Origin of the sequence: Onishia taeanensis (assembly GCF_900100755.1) — a bacterium.
Classification (GTDB): domain Bacteria; phylum Pseudomonadota; class Gammaproteobacteria; order Pseudomonadales; family Halomonadaceae; genus Onishia; species Onishia taeanensis.
The window spans coordinates 106,080-124,646 of record NZ_FNCI01000005.1 but is presented as its reverse complement, the minus strand read 5'-3'; the positions used below and the strand labels follow the sequence as shown (position 1 = coordinate 124,646).

Below are 18,567 nucleotides of genomic sequence, written 5' to 3'. Positions count from 1 at the left end.
GCGCCTACTTCGCCTCTAGCATCCTTTCCAGGCCTTCCAGGGTGCGTGAGAGCGCGCCCCGGCGGGTCGCCACCACCTGCCGGCCCGCCTCGCCAAGCCGCGCTCGAGCCGGTGGGTCATCGAGCAAGGCTTCCAAGGCTTCCGAAAGCGCCTCGGCATCGGCGACTTCAGTGAGGGCGCCGGCCTCACGCAGAGGCGCGGCGACATCGCTGAAATTCTCAAGCGACGGGCCGGTCATCACCGGTACGCCCCGAACCGCGGGTTCGAGCAGGTTGTGCCCGCCGATGGGAACCAGGCTGCCGCCCACGAAGGCGACATCCGCCGCCCCATAGCAGGTCGCGAGTTCACCCATGGTATCGGCGAGATAGACGCTGGTGTCGTAATCGGGGCGCTCATTTTTTGATCGCCGCGCTAAGCGCATGCCCTGGGCTTTACATAGCGCGGCCACGTCATCGAAGCGCTGAGGGTGACGGGGGACCAGGATCAGCAGCGCATCGCCGTGGGTCTCGCGCAGGCGACGATGGGCGGCGAGAAGCGGCTCATCCTCGCCCGGGTGCGTCGAGCCGGCGACCCAGATCGGCCGCTCGCCGAGCCAAGTATGCAAGCGATCACTATCGGCAACGTCCTCATCGGAAGCGCTGATATCGAATTTCAGCGAGCCCACTACGCTAGTGCAGTCATCGGCCATGCCCAGCAACCGGTAGCGCTCGGCATCCTCATCGGACTTGGCGGCCAGCCAGTCGACATGCCCCAGTGCATCCGCCATCAAGGGGCGAATCTTCAGGTAACGCGCGAAGGCGCGGGGCGACAGGCGGCCATTGACCACCGCCACCGGCACGCCTCGCCGCTGGCAGGCGGCCAGCAGGTTGGGCCAGAGCTCGGTCTCGAAGAAGATCGCCTGCAGCGGGGCGAGCCGGGCGACGAAGCGCCGCGCGGCGCCGGGGAAGTCCAGCGGCACGAAGTGATGACTCACTATCGCACCAGCGCCTTTGCCATTGAGGGTGTCGGCCAGGGCTCGAACCCGGTCGGCACCGGTCGCCGTCATGGTGGTGACCACCAACTGGTGCCCGGGGCGCGCAGCGGCCAGGGCCTCGATCAACGGGCGCGCCGCCAGCACCTCGCCCACTGACGCACAGTGCAGCCAGGTCACGGGACGCTTGCGGTGACGCTGCGCCGAGGTGCCCGCAGAGCGGCGGGGAATCAACCCGAGGCGCTCACGCCGAGGGTTGGTAGGTACCTGCTCACGCCAGACTCGCCGCCAGATCAGCGGTGAAAGCGCATAGAGCGCCGCCGAATAGAGGCAGCGCGGCCAGCGGGCCAGCATCAGCGTTCCCGGTCGAGAATGGTCGAGATCATCGCGGTGGTCGAGACGCCGTCTTCGAAGTCGAGCACCCGCACTTCACCGCCGTTGGCGATTACCGCCTCGCCACCGGCAATATCGGCAGGCTGATAGTCGCCGCCCTTGACCAGCACGTCGGGCAGCACCGTCTCGATCAGCGACGCCGGGGTGTCCTCGCTAAAGGGCACCACCCAGTCCACGGCACCGAGCCCCGCGAGCACCTGCATGCGCCGCTGCAGGGGATTGATCGGCCGGGTCGGTCCCTTGAGGCGGGCGATGGACGCATCGTCGTTGACCGCCACGATCAGCCGATCACCAAGCCGCCGGGCCTGTTCCAGATAGGCCACGTGACCGGCATGCAGGATGTCGAAGCAGCCATTGGTCATCACTACCTTCTCGCCACGGGCCTGGGCGGCACGCACCGCCTCGACCAGCGGCGCGGACTCGATAAGGCCGAACTCGGCCAGCTTGTCGCCATGAAGGGCCGTGTAGAGCTCGGCGATCGACAGGGTCGCGGTACCGGGTTTGGCCACCACCAGTCCGGCGGCCAGGTTGGCAAGCGTCATGGATTCCGGGAAGCCGTGCCCGGCGGCCAGCGCTAGCCCCAGCACGCCGATCACGGTATCGCCGGCACCGGTGACGTCATAGACCTCGCGGGCCCGAGTGGGCAGATGCAGAGGCGCATGATCGGCCCGGATCAGGGTCATGCCCTTCTCGCTACGGGTGATCAACAGCGCCTCCAGGTCGAGCTCGGCCCGCAGTGCTTCGCCCTTGGTGGCCAGTTCCTCATCGGTTCGACAAGGGCCAGCCACGGCCTCGAATTCGGTCAGGTTGGGGGTGACCACGCTCGCCCCGCGATAGCGGCGGAAATCGCTGCCCTTGGGGTCGACCAGCACGCGCTTGCCCGCAGCGCGCACCATCTGGATCAGCGATTCGACGCGATTCAGGGTGCCCTTGCCGTAATCGGAAAGGATCACCAGATCGGCGTCGCCAAGCTGCGCCGCCACCCGGTCATGCAGGTCCTGAGTATCCACTTCGTCCAGCGCCTGTTCGAAATCCAGACGGATCAGCTGCTGATTGCGGCTCATGACCCTGAGCTTGGCAATCGTTGGAATATCGGGGCTACGCTGAAAGTGAGTGCTTACTCCACTATCTTCTAACCGGTGGGTCAGCAGACTGGCATTCTCATCGTCGCCGACCAGACCCGCCAAGGCGGCATGGGCGCCCAGCGAGGCAATATTGAGCGCCACGTTGGCGGCCCCACCGGGTCGGTCCTCGCCATCGTTGACCTTGACCACGGGGACCGGCGCCTCCGGGGAGATCCGCGAGGTGCCGCCGTGCCAGTAGCGATCGAGCATCACATCGCCTACCACCAGCAGACGGGCCTGTTCGAGGGCAGTCAGATCAAACTTCATCGCGGGACTCCAGGAGTAGAGCGTCGAGGTGAGCGATCACGTCATCGGCATGGATCAAGGACATGGCATCGGGGTGGCGTACACGGGTGCCCCAGACGATCTCGTCAGGCGACTTGTGCAGATAGGTGCGCACGGCCTCGGGATAGCGATTGACGACATGCTCGCGCCAGCGATAGGGAGCGGCGCGCTCGGGGTTGGTGGTGGCATAGAGCCCCACGGTGGGCGTATTCAGGGCGTTGGCCATATGCACCGGACCGGAGTCCGGGGCGACCACGGCACGTGCCGCGTCGATCAATGCCAGTAACCCTTTAAGCGAGGTGCCGCCGATGGCGTCGATCACCGCACCCTCGGAGCACAAGGCCTGGATACGGGCGCCCATCTCACGCTCGTGGGTGCTACCGCCGCCGCTCATCACCGTGGCGAGGCCATGGCGGCTCCACAGGTGCTCGATCACTGCGGCATAGCCTTCGGCAGACCAGTTACGGAAGTTGCGCAGCCGCGGGTTGGCGCAGGGGCTGATCAGCACATAGTCCTGCTCGCCGCTGACCTGGCGCGCCTCGCGACGGGCCTCATCGGGAATCGCCAGGCCCCATTCAGGGGTCAAATCCTGGACTCCGAGTTCGCGGGCGAAGTCCATGAACGACTCGAGCACATGGGCGCGCGGATGAGGGGCCAGCTGATGCTGGGTGAACCAGTGCTGCCAGTCCTTGGCGCGGGCCTTGTCATAGCCGATGCGCACCTGGGAGCGCAGCCCCAGCGACAGCACGCTGGCACGTATCGACTGCTGCATGTGCAACAGCGCATCGAAGCGCGTGTCCTTGAGCGCACGCCATATCTCGCGCATGCCGGCCAAACCGGTCGACTTGTCGTAGACCACGAACTCGACCCCGGACAGGCCCGACAGTAAACTGTGCTCCGCCTTACCGACGATCCAGGTAATACGCACGCCCGGCCACTGGCGCTGAAGGGCACGCACGGTCGGCACCAGGTTACAGACATCACCCAGGGCCGAGAGCCTAAGCACACACAGGTGCGAGGGGTGGACGGGCAGAGGATGCTTCATGCAGTTGGCAACGTTCCAGAAAGACAGGGCTCTCATTCTATATGATGCGGAGCGTTTTTGTGACGGGGGAAAACCGGCACCGGGACGCGAGACTGCCACCGCTCATTTGGCGCCTCCTATGCCCCTGGAGCCACGCTGGTTCTGTCCGGACTATTGGCGCGCGCATGGCACCGTGACCGGCGAGGCCCCCGGCCGGGGGGCGAGCCTGTTCCTCGAGGCCCCTGACCGGCCGGACGAGCAGTGGGTGCTGCGGCCCTATCGGCGCGGCGGACTGATCGCGCGCGTCAACGACTCGAGCTACCTGTGGACCGGTCTTGAGGGAACCCGCGCCTTCCGCGAGCTACGCCTGACCGCCGCGCTGCATGCCAAGGGGCTGCCCGTGCCTCGCCCAGTGGCAGCAGGCGTCTGGCGCCGTGGCCTCGTCTACCAGGCGGGCTTGATCACCGTGCGCCTGACCGGTGCCCGTGCCCTGGCCGACTGCCTGCCGAACGCCGACGCAGCGCTGCTCATGCGGGTCGGCGCGACCATCCGCCGCTTCCATGACGCCGGCCTCGACCACGTCGACCTCAATGCCCGCAACCTGTTGGTTGGCCCGCAAGGCGAGGTATTCATGATCGACCTAGACCGCTGCCGCCTGCGGGCTCCCGGTCGCTGGCAGGCGGGAAACCTAGCACGACTCGAACGTTCGCTCGAAAAGTTCGCCTCAGCGACGGCACTGCCCACCATTCTCGCCGGTTACCACGGCAACACCGACGTCTGACCCGAGCGGGCGAAGTACTTGTCTATCACCAGCAGGCTAATCAGGCGCTCGCGCCGCTTGTTCTCGAACTGCGCCACGAACGCGTTGGCGTTGGCGATGATGCGTCTGGCCTCATCGGGGTGGTCACGATAGTAGGCCATCTTTTCCTCGAGATCGCGATAGTCGTCGGCGAGCTGCACATAGTGGTGACCGGGAATCAGCAACCCCTCCATGAACCAGGTCTCGAAGCGCGGCGCGGCCATGAAGCACAGCGAATTCGAGGCCATCACCCACTTCAGATTGGTCGCCACATCCTTGCCTTCGATGCTTAACACGAACTTGTACTGAAGCTGATCCCCGATACTCATGAAGCGGCGGTGATAGGGCTGCCCCCGCGCGCAACGACGTACATCGCCGACATCGCATAGCGGATGGTCGTGGAAGCGTTCGACGAACGCCTGGCGGTGCGCCCGGTGGCAGGCGCCGCGCCATACCAGCAGGTCCTTCTTGGCCTCGAAAGGCATGCGGTCGGGAACGACGTAGTAATGGCGCACGGAATTCAGCTTAAGCAGCACCGAGTGCTGATTGTCGCCGCTCACCGGCCGGCTCTTCAGGAAAGTGGGGCTTGCGGGTATTTCGCGAATATCGCCGAAGAGATGGCGAAAGCGCAGGCGGCGGGGAAAAAAACGCAGGTAGCGCAGCAGATCGAGGTAGTAGGCCCAGCTGCCGTCGCGGCTGAAGTCGCCAATCGTCGTGGCGTTTGCACCTGGCTCGAAGGGCGAGTCGCAGCGGTTATAATAATTGACCCGCGTCTCGACCTCCTGCCGCGTCGCCTCATCGAGGCCTTCAAGCTCGGCCAAGAGACCTGCCAGGCGTCGTCTCTGTATGGCAGCCGGCACCAGCAGCCCCGTCGCATGCCTGGCATAGAAACGAAACTTGTGCGCGTTCTTGTGCAGCTTTGCCAGTAGCGTCTTTATCCGGACCATCACGTCGCCATTGCTGCCGGCAAGCACGCTCAGCAGAGCGCTTGCGCCAGTGTCTGAAGGCCTCCATGCATCTTGTCGTCTCATTAACGCCACCGTCCCTGTGGCCGAGTCCTGCTATACCATGTCCCGATAGAGCCGCCAATAAGCCTCGGCCATGGCCTTGGGCGTGTAGCGATCAAGCTGTGCGCTCGCCCCGTCGGCCAGCCGCTGGGCCAGATCCGGGTCATCATGCAGCCGGGCGATGGAGGCGGCCAGGGCCTCGGCATCGCCGGGTGGTACCAGCAGCCCGGTATCGTCATCGCGGACGATGTCGGGAATGCCGCCGACCTGCGAGGCCACGATCGGCACGCCGGCGTCCATCACATCCAGCAGCACCGACCCCAGGCCTTCGTTGCGCGAAGGAAACGCGAAGAGGTCGAGCCCCGGCAGATAGTCACCGATATTGTCCTTGAACCCCATGAAGGTAACGTTACCAAGATCGGCCGCCGCGGCCTCTAACACTTTGGCATCCTCACCCTGGCCGAAGAACAGCACCTGCAGGTCGGGCCGGGTCTGCTGGAGGCGGCGAGCGGCATCGATCAACACTCGCTGGCCCTTGTGGCGATCGACCAGGGCACCAACATGGCCGACCAGATATTTGCCCGGGAAGTCGGCCCGCAGGGCCTTGGCCCCCGCCGGATCGGCCTTGAGTCCTGACAGGGCGCTGGGAATCAGCGCCACCTCGCCCCAGTTACGCGCCTCGAGCTGACGCTTGATCAGCGACGAGATCGCCACTCGCCAAGCGGCGCTGCGATAGAAGAGGCGATTGCTGCATTTATCCTTGACCAGCGCATCGACCCGACGTGTCAGCAGATAAGGAACGCCATGCCGCCAGTGGTGCAGGCCCGCCCAGTGCACCGCCTTGGCATCGTGGGCATGTATGACATCGGCACCCAGGCGCCCCGCCTGGACGTGGCCCGAGAGCTGATGGTCGGCATCGATGAAGGCAAGCCCGGACACCTCGGCGAGACGGGCGCGCAGCGGCGAATCCCGTCGGCAGGCGAGCCATTGCCTTGCGTCTTGGCGAACGGCCAGGGCACGAATCAGCAGCTCGGTCTGACGCTCGCCGCCGCGGAACCCCTTGGCCAGATTGACATGGATGATCTTCAACAATGGCTCCCACTAAAAAACAGGCTGACTCGGGCGATGGCTGGACGCCGTGGAGTGATTCACGCCATGCGGTGGCGCGGGCAAATGGCCCGCCCCGGCCACAGCGAGGTACTATACCCCTTTGCACGACGAGGCTTAAGGCACGCTACGGTACCCGCCCAGTGCCGAGCATTGCTCACGGCCTGATTCGACGCCACCATGCCCACCGCACTTGCCCAACAAGAGATCGCACCATGACGCCGATTACCGGAGTGGTCATCACTCTTAACGAAGAAAAACAGATCGCCGACTGCATCCGCTCGCTGTTTCGGGTCTGTGACGAGGTTATCGTGGTGGATTCGCTCAGTCAGGATGACACCGTCAGGATCGCCGAGGCCGAAGGCGCCCGAGTGATCGAACAGGCCTACCTGGGTGATGGGCCGCAGAAGGCCTTCGGCGTGCCTTACGCAAGCCATGACTGGATCCTGGCCCTGGATGCCGATGAGCGGCTCGACGACGATGCCGTTACCTGCATCCAGTCGCTAGGCCTCACCGATCCATCCACGGCCTATGCGTTTCGGCGCAAGAACTACGTCGGCCACCACTGGATTCGAGCGGCCGGCTTCTATCCCGACTCGGTGGCACGGCTGTATAACCGTACCCAGGCCGGCTACGAACCCAAGAAGGGCCATGCCGCCGTCAAGGCGCCCAAGGTCGAGCCCACCGGCACCCACCTGCACCACTTCACCTATCACGATCTCAAGCACTGGATCGAGCGCATCAATCAACTGTCATCCCGAGATGCCTGGGCGATGAAGGACCGCGGCGTGCCCGCCTCGAACTGGGCTCCGGCGCTACATGCCCTGACCGCCACCCTGCGCAAGCTGATCCTCAAGGGCGGTATCTTCCAGGGCAGCGATGGCATGACCGTCGCGATGACCACCGCCTTCAGGGCCTATATGAAGTACGCCAAGCTCAATGAGCTGTACGAGAACGAACGGGTCAACCGGCAGGCGTAAGTACCTGGGGCGACGCGGGCAGGATCGACGCCAACATGCGATCGGGCGTGATGTCCTTGAGGCAGTTGGTGTGGCCAAGCGGGCACTCCCGGGCAAAGCACGGCGAGCAGGACAGCGCTAGGTAGTGGATTTGCGCATTACTGGTCAAAGGCGGCGTGTACTCGGGCGACGAGGAGCCATAAATGGCATGCACCCGGGTGCCGACCGCGGAGGCCACGTGCATCAACCCGGAGTCGTTGGTCACCACCTGCTCACAGTCGGCGAGCAGATCAACGGCATCGGCAAGCCGCGTTCGCCCGCACAGATTATGGGCGTGAGACAGGCCCGTGCAGATCACCTCACCGGCGGGGGCATCCTTGGGGCCTCCCAAGACTCGAACCTCGTAGCCCTCAGCCACCAGCTTTTCCGCCAGCGCATGAAAATGCTCGAGGGGCCACTGCTTGGCAGGGCCGTATTCGGCCCCCGGCATCATGCCGATGGCCGGCCGTGATGACAGCTGATGCGTGAGCCTGAGCTCGACCAGATTGTCCGGATCAACGGCCAGACGTGGGCGCGGAATGGCGAAGTCACCGCCGGCCGCTTCCTCCTCCGGTAGCCCCAGAGAGACAAAGCGCTTGACGGTCTGGTCGAGCACCGTCTTGTCCAGGCGGCGCCGCTCGTTGAGTAGCCACAGCCGCTGCTCGCCGGTAAAGCCTCGGCGCTTGGGAATGCGCGCCAGGAAAGGCACCATCGCCGACTTCCAAGAGCGCGGCAGCACGATGGCCCGATCGAAGCGATTCTTGAGACGACGCGCCAGTTCACGGCGAGCGGCGAAACCGAACTCGCCATGACCCACCTCCAATGCCAATGCCTCGTCGACCTCCGCCATGCGCTCGAGAATAGGCAGCGACCAGCCTGGGGCGACCACCCCCAGCGTGCAGCCGGGATGGTGCGCTTTGAGCGTCATCAAAAGGCTCTGGGCCATCACCATGTCGCCGACCCAGGACGGCCCCACTACCAGAATCCGCTCGCCGGCGTTAGCCATTCAGCCACTCCAGATACTCGTGCACGCCCTCGGCAACGGTCTTGAACTCGGCGGTATAGCCGGCCTCGCGCAGGCGGGTGATATCGGCACGGGTATAGCTCTGATAGCGCCCCTTGAGTTCATCCGGGAAGTCGATGAAATCGATCTGACCCTTACCGTAGTAGTCGATCGCGGTCTCGGCGATCGCCTTGAAGGGTTCGGCCCGACCGGTGCCCAGATTGAAGATGCCCGAACGCTCCGGGTTGTCGAGGAACCACAGGTTCACCTTCACCACGTCGCCGACGTAGACGAAATCGCGGCTCTGCATGCCGGCCTCATAGCCGTCCCAGGCGCCGAAAAGCTTGGGATTCTGCCCGGCCTGTACCTGGGTGTGGTGATGATAGGCCACGCTCGCCATCTTACCTTTGTGCTGCTCTCGGGGTCCGTAGACGTTGAAGTAGCGAAAGCCCACCACCTGGCTGGTGAAGGTATCCCAGCGCGCCCGCACATACTGATCGAACAGCAGCTTGGAGTAGCCGTAAACGTTGAGCGGCTTCTCGTGCTCTGGGGCTTCGAAGAATACCTCACTACCGCCATAGGTAGCCGCCGAGGAGGCATACAGGAAGGGAATGCCCTTGGCCTGGCAGAAGTTGAGCAGCACCTTCGAGTACTCGAAGTTGTTTTCCATCATGAAGCGCCCATCCCACTCGGTAGTGTCTGAGCAGGCGCCCTCGTGAAAGATCGCTTCGATCTCGGGTAGCCCGGCGTCATCACCGCGCAGCGAGGCCTCGACGCGCATCAGGAAATCATCCTTGTCGAGATAATCTCCCAGGGTGCAGTCGGCCAGATTGACGAACTTGGTGCCGTCGGAAAGATCATCCACCACCAGCACGTCTTGGCGACCACGGGCATTCAATGCCTTGACCAGATTGGCGCCGATAAAGCCGGCACCGCCTGTGACTACGATCATGTCAATTCCCCATCATGTCCGGCACGTGGCTCAATCCGTCCACGCGCCTATATCCGATTAACCTCTGATTGTATACTTGGCAGTTCTTGAATTCATGGGCCAACGGTGCTTCACCAATGACACAGTCGACGCCAGACGTGAAAACCTTCCAGGGCCTGATCCTCGCCCTGCAGCAATATTGGGCCGAACAGGGCTGCGCCATCATGCAGCCGCTGGATATGGAAGTCGGTGCCGGTACCTTCCACCCCGCCACCTTCCTGCGCTCCATCGGTCCGGAAACCTGGAATGCTGCCTACGTTCAGCCTTCCCGCCGACCGACAGACGGCCGCTACGGCGAGAACCCCAACCGCCTGCAGCATTACTACCAGTTCCAGGTCGTCATGAAGCCGTCGCCGGCCGACTTCCAGAATCTCTATCTCGGCTCTCTCGAGCGTCTCGGCATCGACCCGCTGGTCCACGACATCCGCTTCGTCGAAGACAACTGGGAATCTCCGACCCTGGGCGCCTGGGGCCTGGGTTGGGAAATGTGGCTAAACGGCATGGAGGTGACCCAGTTCACCTACTTCCAACAGGCCGGCGGCATCGAATGCTATCCGGTGACCGGCGAGCTGACCTACGGCCTCGAGCGCATCGCCATGTACCTGCAGGACGTCGACAGCGTCTACGACCTCGTCTGGACTATCGCCCCGGATGGCACGACCGTCACCTATGGCGATGTCTACCTGCAGAACGAACGCGAGCAGTCGGCCTACAACTTCGAACATGCCGATGTGCCGACCCTGTTCGACGCTTTCGACTATCAAGAGCGCGAGTGCAGCAAGCTGCTCGAGGCGGGCCTGCCGCTGCCGGCCTATGAGATGGTGCTCAAGGCCTCCCATACCTTCAACCTGCTCGATGCCCGGCATGCCATCTCGGTCACCGAGCGTCAGCGCTTCATCCTGCGTGTCCGCACTATGGCCCGTGACGTGGCCCATGCCTATTACGAATCGCGCAAGGCCGCTGGCTTCCCGATGGCATCGGACGCCCTGAAACGCGAACTGCTAGCCGAACAAGGAGACGCCTGAGCCATGGCCACCGATACCTTTCTGATCGAACTCGGCGTCGAGGAACTGCCGCCGAGCGCCATCGACAGTCTCTCCGATGCACTGGCCAAGAGCCTGCGCCAAGGCCTCAGCGAGGCCGAAGTGCCCTTCGCCGAGGTACGTGCCTATGGCACCCCAAGACGTCTCGCCGTGCAGGTCGATGGCCTGGCGGACAAGCAGCCGAACCGCGAGATCGAACGCCGCGGCCCGGCACTGGCCGCCGCCTTCAAGGACGGCGTCGCCACCAAGGCCGCCGAAGGCTTCGCCCGCTCCTGCGGCGTCAGCGTCGATGACCTCATCCATCTCGAGACCTCCAAGGGCACCTGGCTCGGCTATCGCGAACAACAACAGGGGGAAGCCGTTAGCGCCCTGCTGCCGGCAATCATCGCCAAGGCCATCGACGGCCTGCCGGTACCCAAGAACATGCGTTGGGGCAGCTCGCGCATCGAGTTCTCGCGTCCGGTGCACTGGCTGGTGATGCTCTACGGTCGCGAGATCGTAGAGGCCAATATTCTGGGTCTAGAGGCCGGCCGTACCACCTACGGCCACCGCTTCCACGCCCCCGCGGCGATCACCTTGGCCCACGCCGATGATTACCTCGGCGCCCTGGAAGACGCCTATGTGCTCGCCGACCGCGACCGCCGCCGCGAGCGTATCCGTGAGCAGGTGCTGGCCGAGGCCGAGTGTCTGGATGCCGAGGCGGTGATCGATGAGGACTTGCTGATCGAAGTCAGCGGCCTGGTGGAATGGCCGGTGGCCCTGACCGGCAGCTTCGACGAGCGCTTCCTGGAAGTACCGCCGGAGTGCCTGATTTCGTCGATGAAGGCCAACCAGAAATACTTCCATCTACTGGATGCCGACGGCCGTCTCAAGCCACTGTTCATCACGATCGCCAATATCGAAAGCCGTGACCCTCAGCAGGTGATCGAAGGCAATGAGAAGGTGATCCGCCCCCGCTTGGCGGACGCCGCCTTCTTCTACGATATCGATCGCAAGATGCCACTAGCGGCACGCCGCGAGGGGCTCGGCAACGTCGTCTTCCAGCAGCAACTAGGCACCCTGGCCGACAAGGCCACGCGCAGCGTTCCGGTGGCGAGCTTCATCGCCGAACGGATCGGCGGCGATGCCGAGCATGCGCAGCGCGCCACCCAGCTCGCTAAGTGCGACCTGGTCACCGAGATGGTGCTGGAGTTCCCCGAGCTGCAGGGCATCATGGGCTGCTACTACGCCCGCCAAGACGGTGAAGCCGAGGAAGTCGCCCAGGCTCTCTACGAACAGTACCTGCCGCGTTTTGCCAGCGATGTGATCCCGCAGACCCGCACCGGCCAGGCGCTGGCACTGGCTGATCGCCTCGACACCCTGACCGGTATCTTCGGTATCGGCGCGCGCCCCACCGGTGCCAAGGATCCCTTCGCCCTGCGCCGTGCTGCCATCGGCGTGCTCAACATCCTGATCAAGGGTGAGCTGGACCTGGACCTGCGTGAGCTGCTCAAACTGGCCGCGGCCCAGCATTCTGGCCTGCCCAAGGCCGAAGGGCTCGTCGATGACGTATTCGACTACATGCGCGACCGTTTCCGCGCCTGGACCCAGGATGAAGGCATCGCCGTCGAGGTCTATCTCGCCGTGCGCGCGCGCCCGGTCACCAAGCCGCTGGACTTCGCGCGTCGCGTGCAGGCCGTGCATGCCTTCAGCCAGCGTGAGGAAGCCGCCGCCCTGGCGGCAGCCAACAAGCGAGTGGCCAATATCCTGGCCAAGCAGGAGCACGACGGCTCGACCCACGTCGACACCCAGCTGCTGGCGGAACCTGCGGAACATGCCCTGGCAGAAGCGTTGGAAGCGCGTCGCGTCGCCGTGACGCCGCTGCTGGCCGAGGCTCGCTACGCGGAGGCGCTAGATGCGCTATCCAGCCTGCGTGAGCCTGTTGACCGCTTCTTCGATGAGGTGATGGTGATGGCCGATGACGATGCTGTCCGTCGCAATCGTCTGGCGCTACTCGCCAACCTCCAAGGGTTGTTCCTGGGTGTGGCCGATATCGCTGAGCTGCAGCAGTAAAAACCTAGCGTTCCACGTGAAACAAAAAGGCCCGGCATCATTGCCGGGCCTATTTATTTCCTGCCATTTTCTTAGCTTCCGCTTTGCTCTTGTTTCACGTGGAACATTTTCGGCCATGCGCGGCGCATTCCTTCCTCCAGTTGTTCCATGTGAAACACCCACCTACACTAAACCTTTGAGCCTACTCACTGAGACACTCCATCATGCCCATTGCACCAAAACTTGTCATTCTCGATCGTGATGGCGTCATCAACCAAGATTCCGACCAGTACATAAAATCCCTCGACGAATGGGTGCCCTACCCCAGCGCCATCGACGCCATCGCCAGGCTAAGCCGCTCGGGCTGGACCGTCGCGGTCGCCACCAACCAATCAGGTATCGGCAGGGGCTATTTCGATGAAAGTGTCGTCAATGCCATTCACACCCGGCTGAATGCCTTGGTGGAAGATGCCGGCGGCAAGATCGAGCAAATCGTCTACTGCCCCCATGAACCCGCCGATAACTGTGAGTGCCGAAAGCCCAAGTCCGGCCTGCTCGAGACTATCCGCGATCGCCTTGGTCTCTCGGATCTGGCGCGCAGTTGGATGGTAGGCGATAGCCTGCGCGATCTACAGGCGGGAGAAGCCATTGGCTGTCGCAGCGTGCTGGTTCGTACGGGCAAGGGAAGCGATACCGAAGCCAAGGGAGACGGACTGCAGGATGCCAGGATCTTCGATGACCTAGCCGCCTTCGTGGACTGGTTGATCAATGAGACTCAGGCGCCTAAAGGTCTGGCGCCTAGTGGCGTTGCTGGCGACCTAAATGCCGCCATCAATGAAGACGCAAACCTGGCTGCAGAGCAGACACCGCCACAACACCCATCCGCCTCCTGAAGGGAGGCAAGCGCCAGGCGCTGAGAACATCCCCTCTTCCAGCACCAACGACACGAGGCCGGCAAATGCCGGCCTCGTGTCATTAAGGGGAAGCGTGTGCCGCGCCGTGTTCCACGTGAAACCTTGGACTTAAAAACAAGGTCCTGAGCAAGCGTGCCTATGCCCCACGGCGCTGAACAGGCGGTCAGACGTCCAGGTTGGCCACCAGGGCGAAGCGTTCGATAAAGTCACGACGCGGCTCCACCTCATCGCCCATCAGGGTATTGAACATCATGTCTGATGCCACCGCATCTTCGATAGTCACCCGCAGCATACGACGCGTCTCAGGGTTCATGGTGGTATCCCAAAGCTGATCGGGGTTCATCTCTCCAAGGCCCTTGTAGCGCTGGATAGAGAAGCCTCGCTGGGCCTCCTTCATCAGCCATTCCAGAGCCTCGTAGAAGGTCGTGATCGGCTGTTGGCGCTCGCCGCGGGATACGTAGGCACCCTCTTCGAGCAGACCATCCAGGGTGTCACCAAGACCGGTCATGGCCTGATAATCAACGCTGCGGAAGAAGTCCATTCCCCACACGTAGTCAGTCGACACACCATGAGCGGTCAGGGTCACCGCCGGCAGGAAGAGGCCACGTTCGGTATCTTCCTGGAGCTCGAAGGTATAGCGAGGACCGCCCTCGTAAGCAATCAGCGCATCCATCTCGCCCTGCAGCTCATCGATCCACCGCTGCATCCGGTCGCGATCCTTGAGGCTCTCCTCACCCGCCAGGCTCTCGGCATGCACGATCTTGCGCAGCACTTCACTGGGGTAGACCCGCGATAGGCGGTCGATGCGGTTCATGACATCTCGATACTGCTGCACGAGAGCTTCTAGCTGTTCCCCACCGATGCCTGGCGCATCGGCATTGACGTGCAGGCCGGCACCATCCAGCGCCGTCGTCGTCAGGTAGTTGACCAGCGCCTGCTCGTCCTTGAGGTAGCTCTCCTGCTTGCCGCGCTTGATCTTATAGAGCGGCGGCTGGGCGATAAAGACATGGCCCCGTTCGATCAGCTGCGACATCTGACGGAAGAAGAACGTCAGCAGCAGGGTGCGGATATGCGAGCCGTCAACGTCAGCATCGGTCATGATGATGATGGAGTGATAGCGCAGCTTGTCGGGATTGAACTCTTCGCGGCCGATGCCACAGCCCAGCGCAGTAATCAGCGTGCCGACCTCGGCCGAGGACAGCATCTTATCGAAGCGCGCTTTTTCGACGTTAAGGATCTTGCCCTTGAGCGGCAGGATCGCCTGAGTGCGACGGTCACGTCCCTGTTTGGCGCTGCCACCCGCCGAGTCACCCTCGACCAGATAGAGTTCTGAAAGGCTGGGATCCTTCTCTTGGCAGTCCGCCAGCTTGCCCGGCAGGCCGGCAATATCCAGCGCGCCCTTGCGACGCGTCATGTCGCGGGCCTTGCGGGCCGCTTCCCGAGCACGGGCCGCGTCGAGCATCTTGTTGACGATCGCCTTAGCCTCGTTGGGCCGCTCCACCAGATAGTCAGAGAACTGGCGGCCCATTTCCTGCTCGACGGCCGTCTTGACCTCTGAGGACACCAGCTTCTCCTTGGTCTGGGAGGAGAACTTGGGATCGGGCACCTTGACCGAAATAATCGCGGTCAGTCCCTCGCGGGCATCATCGCCGGACGTACTGACCTTGGCTTTCTTGAGCAGGCCCTCGGCTTCGATGTAGTTGTTGAGGCTGCGGGTCAGCGAGGCACGGAAGCCGGCCAAGTGAGTACCGCCATCGCGCTGGGGAATGTTGTTGGTATAGCAGAAGATATTCTCGGCGAAGGTGTCGTTCCACTGCATTGCCACCTCGACGCCAACGCCATCTTCCCGCTCTACGCTGAAGTGGAAGACCGGGTTAAGCACCGTCTTGTTGGTATTAAGGTGATCGACGAAGGCCTTCAGGCCGCCATCGTAGTGGAACAGCTCTTCCTTGCCGCTGCGCTCGTCCATCAGGCGGATCGCCACTCCGGAGTTCAGGAAGGACAGTTCGCGCAGTCGCTTGGCGAGAATATCGTAGTGAAATTCAATGTTGGCGAAGGTCTCCGGAGACGGCCGGAAGTGCACTCGCGAGCCGCTCTTCTCGGTCTTGCCGACAATCGACAGCGGTGAAGCCGGTACGCCGTGATGATAGATCTGCTCATGAACCTGGCCGGCACGCCAGATGGTCAGCTTCAACTCTTCGGAAAGTGCGTTGACCACCGACACCCCTACCCCGTGAAGGCCACCGGATACCTTGTAGGAGTTGTCGTCGAACTTACCGCCAGCGTGCAGCACGGTCATGATCACTTCCGCCGCCGACACGCCTTCTTCCTCGTGGATGTCGGTGGGAATGCCACGGCCGTTATCACTGACGGTGATCGATTCGTCCGGATGGATGACGACACGAATCTCGCTGCAGTGGCCAGCCAATGCTTCATCGATGGAGTTGTCTACCAGCTCGAACACCATGTGATGCAGGCCGGTGCCGTCATCGGTGTCACCGATATACATGCCAGGACGCTTGCGTACGGCATCCAGCCCCTTGAGTACCTTGATGCTCGATGAGTCGTAAGCCTGTTCGCTCATTGACTACTCCGTCGTGAAGTCTTTCAATCCGTATGCCGCCAGCCGGCCATGTTCCACGTGAAACATTGCTACTGGCGTTGTCGACTGCCATACCCCGGAGAGAACATCGGGGTCGACAGTAGTGATGAACACCTGGCAGTCCATGCACTCCAACCACCGGCAGAAAACACGGCGGTGTTCGGCATCGAGTTCGGCAGGCAGGTCATCGATCAGATAAATGCAGGTACGCCCGGTGGACATCTCCAGCAATCGTCCCTGTGCCAGCTTCAGCGCGCTTACCACCAATTTCTGCTGGCCCCGTGACAGTACTTCTACCGCCGGACGGCGCTGCACGCGAAGCTTCAAGTCCGCCCGCTGCGGGCCCTGCTGGGTAAACCCCATCTGGGCATCGCTTTCCCGGCCCTGCTGCAGGACCTGAGCCAGAGTCCGCTGCCGATCCCAGCCTCGCGAATAGCGAAGGCTCAAGTCAGGGAGCGGCAACAACTCGGCGAGCGTGTCCTCGAAGACGGGCAGGAAGGCGTCCATATAGGCATATCGCAAGCTGTCAATCCGCTCACTCCACTGCGCCAACTCGTGGTCCCAGACATCCAGTGAACGACTGTCCATTCTATCACGCCTAAGCAGCGCATTCCGATGTTTCAGCGCCCGCCGCACGCGGCGCCAGGCCTCGAGGAAATCGTGTTCCACGTGAAACACGCCCCAGTCGAGAAACTCGCGGCGGGACGAGGGAGAGCCCTCCAGCAAACGAAAGGCATCGGGATTGATCAGTTGCAGAGGAAGCGCCTCAACCAACTGAGAGACCCGCGGCACCCGCTCGCCGGCCATGCGCATTTCCAGCTCAGGCTGGTCACGGCGACGCCGGATACCTAAAGGAAGCGGAGGATCGCCCACCAATCGGCCGTGCAGGGTCATCGCTTGCTCGCCATGATCGATGGCGTGCTTGAGCTGCTGAGTGCGAAAGGAGCGCCCCATGCCGAGGATATGAATTCCCTCGAGGAGGCTGGTCTTGCCGCTGCCATTAGCCCCGACGATGACGTTGATCCCCGGCTGCGGGGCCATCTCCAGACTGGCCAGATTGCGGAGCCCCATGAAGGCGAGTCGATCGAGGGTCATGACATGCTTCCCGGGATGCCCGGTAAGGTACCGGGCATGGTCCGTGGTGCAGAGAAGGGAGAGATCAGAGGCGCATCGGCATGACGACGTACATGGCATCGCCGCCGCCCGGCTCTTCCATGAGGGCACTGCTGTTGGGATCAGCCAGCGTCATCTGGACGCGCTCTTCGTCGAGAACTCCAAGAACATCAATGAGATAGCCAACATTAAAGCCGATTTCCAGTGCCGGTCCGGAATACTCGATGGCCACGTTCTCTTCGGCTTCTTCCTGCTCGGGGTTATTGGCCATGACCCGCAGATTACCCTCTTCGAGGTGCAGCCGAACGCCGCGATACTTCTCGTTGGAGAGAATCGAGGTACGCGACAGTACCTGACGCAGCTCGGCACGGTCGGCGATGAACACCTTGTCACCGTTGCGCGGCACCACCCGCTCGTAGTCAGGGAATTTGCCGTCGACCAGCTTCGAGGTGAAGGTGAATTCACCGGTGTGAGCCCGCACATGCGTGGAGCCGAGCGTCAGGCTGACCGGCTCGTCGCTGTCGTCGAGCAGGCGTGACAGCTCGAGCACACCCTTGCGCGGCACGATCAGCTTCTGAGCGGGCTCGACGTCGATGTCGGCCGGACGCGAGCAGACCGCCAGACGGTGACCGTCGGTGGAGACGGTACGCACCAGGTTGGAACGCAGCTCGAGCAGCATACCGTTCAGGTAATAACGCACGTCCTGCTGCGCCATGGCGAAGGAGGTCGAGTCGATCAGGTGCTTGAGTGTCCCCCGCGGCAAGCTCAGCTCGACGCTGCCCTGGCCGTCTTCGATATTGGGGAATTCCGCCACCGGCAGGGTCGACAGGGTGAAGCGCGAGCGGCCGCTACGCAGCACGGCACGGCCGTCTTCCAGTACGAACTGAATCTCTGACTGCTCGGGCAGCGACTTGCAGATATCCATCAGCTTGCGCGCTGGCACCGTGGCCGAACCGGGCTCGTCGACCTGGGTCGGGGCCGTGCGGCCGATCAGCTCAACCTCGAGATCGGTGCCTGTCAGGGCTACCTGGGTATCCTGGACCTGGATCAGCACATTGGAGAGTACTGGCAGGGTCTGGCGACGCTCGACCACGCCGGCGACCAGCGCCAGGGGGCGCAGCAGGGCTTCGCGGGAGATGGAAAATTTCATGTGTGCTCCACTC

The 18,567-nt window shown here is 62.9% G+C and carries 14 protein-coding genes and 1 pseudogene; 5 read left to right on the top strand and 10 right to left on the bottom strand.

The window, feature by feature from the left end:
* Positions 1-4: 4 nt before the first annotated feature.
* From waaA to BLR71_RS09130, 3 genes are read right to left on the bottom strand one after another with little or no spacing between them, the layout of a single operon-like run.
* Entirely contained in the window at positions 5-1,324 is a 1,320-nt protein-coding gene (gene waaA / locus BLR71_RS09140) for a lipid IV(A) 3-deoxy-D-manno-octulosonic acid transferase (protein WP_092525308.1), read from the bottom strand.
* Positions 1,324-2,754, bottom strand: coding sequence for a bifunctional D-glycero-beta-D-manno-heptose-7-phosphate kinase/D-glycero-beta-D-manno-heptose 1-phosphate adenylyltransferase HldE (gene hldE, locus BLR71_RS09135; RefSeq protein ID WP_092525306.1), 1,431 nt, complete (start codon positions 2,752-2,754; stop codon positions 1,324-1,326). Before hldE ends, waaA begins: the two co-directional genes overlap by 1 nt.
* On the bottom strand, positions 2,744-3,817 hold the full coding sequence (locus BLR71_RS09130) for a glycosyltransferase family 9 protein (protein WP_092525304.1): 1,074 nt from the start codon (positions 3,815-3,817) through the stop codon (positions 2,744-2,746). The genes hldE and BLR71_RS09130 overlap by 11 nt, the downstream gene beginning before the upstream one ends.
* A 118-nt stretch (positions 3,818-3,935) precedes the next feature.
* Here BLR71_RS09130 and BLR71_RS09125 point away from each other — a divergent pair, with 118 nt between their 5' ends.
* The gene (locus tag BLR71_RS09125) at positions 3,936-4,577 is read left to right on the top strand and encodes a 3-deoxy-D-manno-octulosonic acid kinase (RefSeq protein WP_340147963.1); all 642 of its coding nucleotides are present in this window, start codon (positions 3,936-3,938) and stop codon (positions 4,575-4,577) included.
* On the opposite strand, the gene BLR71_RS09120 is transcribed toward BLR71_RS09125, so the two are convergent.
* Complete coding sequence (locus tag BLR71_RS09120; RefSeq protein WP_245696393.1) at positions 4,553-5,626, bottom strand: glycosyl transferase family 90; 1,074 nt, start codon at positions 5,624-5,626, stop codon at positions 4,553-4,555. The two genes, BLR71_RS09125 and BLR71_RS09120, sit on opposite strands and share 25 nt — an antisense overlap.
* A 30-nt stretch (positions 5,627-5,656) precedes the next feature.
* On the bottom strand, positions 5,657-6,691 hold the full coding sequence (locus tag BLR71_RS09115) for a glycosyltransferase family 4 protein (RefSeq protein ID WP_245696392.1): 1,035 nt from the start codon (positions 6,689-6,691) through the stop codon (positions 5,657-5,659).
* 233 nt (positions 6,692-6,924) lie between these two features.
* Between BLR71_RS09115 and BLR71_RS09110 the strand changes: the two genes are divergently transcribed.
* Entirely contained in the window at positions 6,925-7,689 is a 765-nt protein-coding gene (locus BLR71_RS09110; protein WP_092525298.1) for a glycosyltransferase family 2 protein, read from the top strand.
* Here the strand turns inward: BLR71_RS09110 and waaF are convergent.
* Both waaF and rfaD read right to left on the bottom strand, forming a co-directional pair.
* The gene (gene waaF, locus BLR71_RS09105; protein ID WP_092525296.1) at positions 7,673-8,713 is read right to left on the bottom strand and encodes a lipopolysaccharide heptosyltransferase II; all 1,041 of its coding nucleotides are present in this window, start codon (positions 8,711-8,713) and stop codon (positions 7,673-7,675) included. The genes BLR71_RS09110 and waaF overlap by 17 nt on opposite strands.
* On the bottom strand, positions 8,706-9,662 hold the full coding sequence (gene rfaD, locus BLR71_RS09100; RefSeq protein WP_092525294.1) for an ADP-glyceromanno-heptose 6-epimerase: 957 nt from the start codon (positions 9,660-9,662) through the stop codon (positions 8,706-8,708). The genes waaF and rfaD overlap by 8 nt, the downstream gene beginning before the upstream one ends.
* A 116-nt stretch (positions 9,663-9,778) precedes the next feature.
* On the opposite strand from rfaD, the gene glyQ reads away from it, so the two are divergent.
* The 3 genes and pseudogenes from glyQ to gmhB form a co-directional block, all read left to right on the top strand.
* Positions 9,779-10,726: a glycine--tRNA ligase subunit alpha gene (glyQ, locus tag BLR71_RS09095; protein ID WP_092525292.1), complete on the top strand. Its 948-nt coding sequence runs from the start codon at positions 9,779-9,781 to the stop codon at positions 10,724-10,726.
* 3 nt (positions 10,727-10,729) lie between these two features.
* Positions 10,730-12,796 carry a glycine--tRNA ligase subunit beta gene (gene glyS, locus BLR71_RS09090; RefSeq protein ID WP_092525290.1) on the top strand — a complete coding sequence of 689 codons (2,067 nt, stop codon included), beginning with the start codon at positions 10,730-10,732 and terminating at the stop codon, positions 12,794-12,796.
* 203 nt (positions 12,797-12,999) lie between these two features.
* Positions 13,000-13,542: pseudogene (gene gmhB / locus BLR71_RS09085) on the top strand (D-glycero-beta-D-manno-heptose 1,7-bisphosphate 7-phosphatase); the annotation flags it as partial.
* Between the two features lie 310 nt (positions 13,543-13,852).
* Here the strand turns inward: gmhB and gyrB are convergent.
* From gyrB to dnaN, 3 genes are all read right to left on the bottom strand, one after another.
* A complete protein-coding gene (gene gyrB, locus BLR71_RS09080; RefSeq protein ID WP_092525286.1) occupies positions 13,853-16,273 on the bottom strand; it encodes a DNA topoisomerase (ATP-hydrolyzing) subunit B in 2,421 nt (806 codons plus the stop codon).
* Positions 16,274-16,276: 3 nt separating this feature from the next.
* Complete coding sequence (gene recF / locus BLR71_RS09075; protein WP_092525284.1) at positions 16,277-17,386, bottom strand: DNA replication/repair protein RecF; 1,110 nt, start codon at positions 17,384-17,386, stop codon at positions 16,277-16,279.
* 64 nt (positions 17,387-17,450) lie between these two features.
* Positions 17,451-18,554: a DNA polymerase III subunit beta gene (gene dnaN / locus BLR71_RS09070; protein ID WP_092525282.1), complete on the bottom strand. Its 1,104-nt coding sequence runs from the start codon at positions 18,552-18,554 to the stop codon at positions 17,451-17,453.
* Positions 18,555-18,567 lie beyond the last annotated feature (13 nt).

What these genes read in the sequence shown, in the direction of transcription:
- waaA (WP_092525308.1), bottom strand. Translation starts at nt 1,324, where the DNA reads ATGCTGGCCCGCTGGCCGCGCTGCCTCTATTCGGCGGCGCTCTATGCG.
- hldE (WP_092525306.1), bottom strand. Translation starts at nt 2,754, where the DNA reads ATGAAGTTTGATCTGACTGCCCTCGAACAGGCCCGTCTGCTGGTGGTA.
- BLR71_RS09130 (WP_092525304.1), bottom strand. Translation starts at nt 3,817, where the DNA reads ATGAAGCATCCTCTGCCCGTCCACCCCTCGCACCTGTGTGTGCTTAGG.
- BLR71_RS09125 (WP_340147963.1), top strand. Translation starts at nt 3,936, where the DNA reads ATGCCCCTGGAGCCACGCTGGTTCTGTCCGGACTATTGGCGCGCGCAT.
- BLR71_RS09120 (WP_245696393.1), bottom strand. Translation starts at nt 5,626, where the DNA reads ATGAGACGACAAGATGCATGGAGGCCTTCAGACACTGGCGCAAGCGCT.
- BLR71_RS09110 (WP_092525298.1), top strand. Translation starts at nt 6,925, where the DNA reads ATGACGCCGATTACCGGAGTGGTCATCACTCTTAACGAAGAAAAACAG.
- waaF (WP_092525296.1), bottom strand. Translation starts at nt 8,713, where the DNA reads ATGGCTAACGCCGGCGAGCGGATTCTGGTAGTGGGGCCGTCCTGGGTC.
- rfaD (WP_092525294.1), bottom strand. Translation starts at nt 9,662, where the DNA reads ATGATCGTAGTCACAGGCGGTGCCGGCTTTATCGGCGCCAATCTGGTC.
- glyQ (WP_092525292.1), top strand. Translation starts at nt 9,779, where the DNA reads ATGACACAGTCGACGCCAGACGTGAAAACCTTCCAGGGCCTGATCCTC.
- glyS (WP_092525290.1), top strand. Translation starts at nt 10,730, where the DNA reads ATGGCCACCGATACCTTTCTGATCGAACTCGGCGTCGAGGAACTGCCG.
- gyrB (WP_092525286.1), bottom strand. Translation starts at nt 16,273, where the DNA reads ATGAGCGAACAGGCTTACGACTCATCGAGCATCAAGGTACTCAAGGGG.
- recF (WP_092525284.1), bottom strand. Translation starts at nt 17,386, where the DNA reads ATGACCCTCGATCGACTCGCCTTCATGGGGCTCCGCAATCTGGCCAGT.
- dnaN (WP_092525282.1), bottom strand. Translation starts at nt 18,554, where the DNA reads ATGAAATTTTCCATCTCCCGCGAAGCCCTGCTGCGCCCCCTGGCGCTG.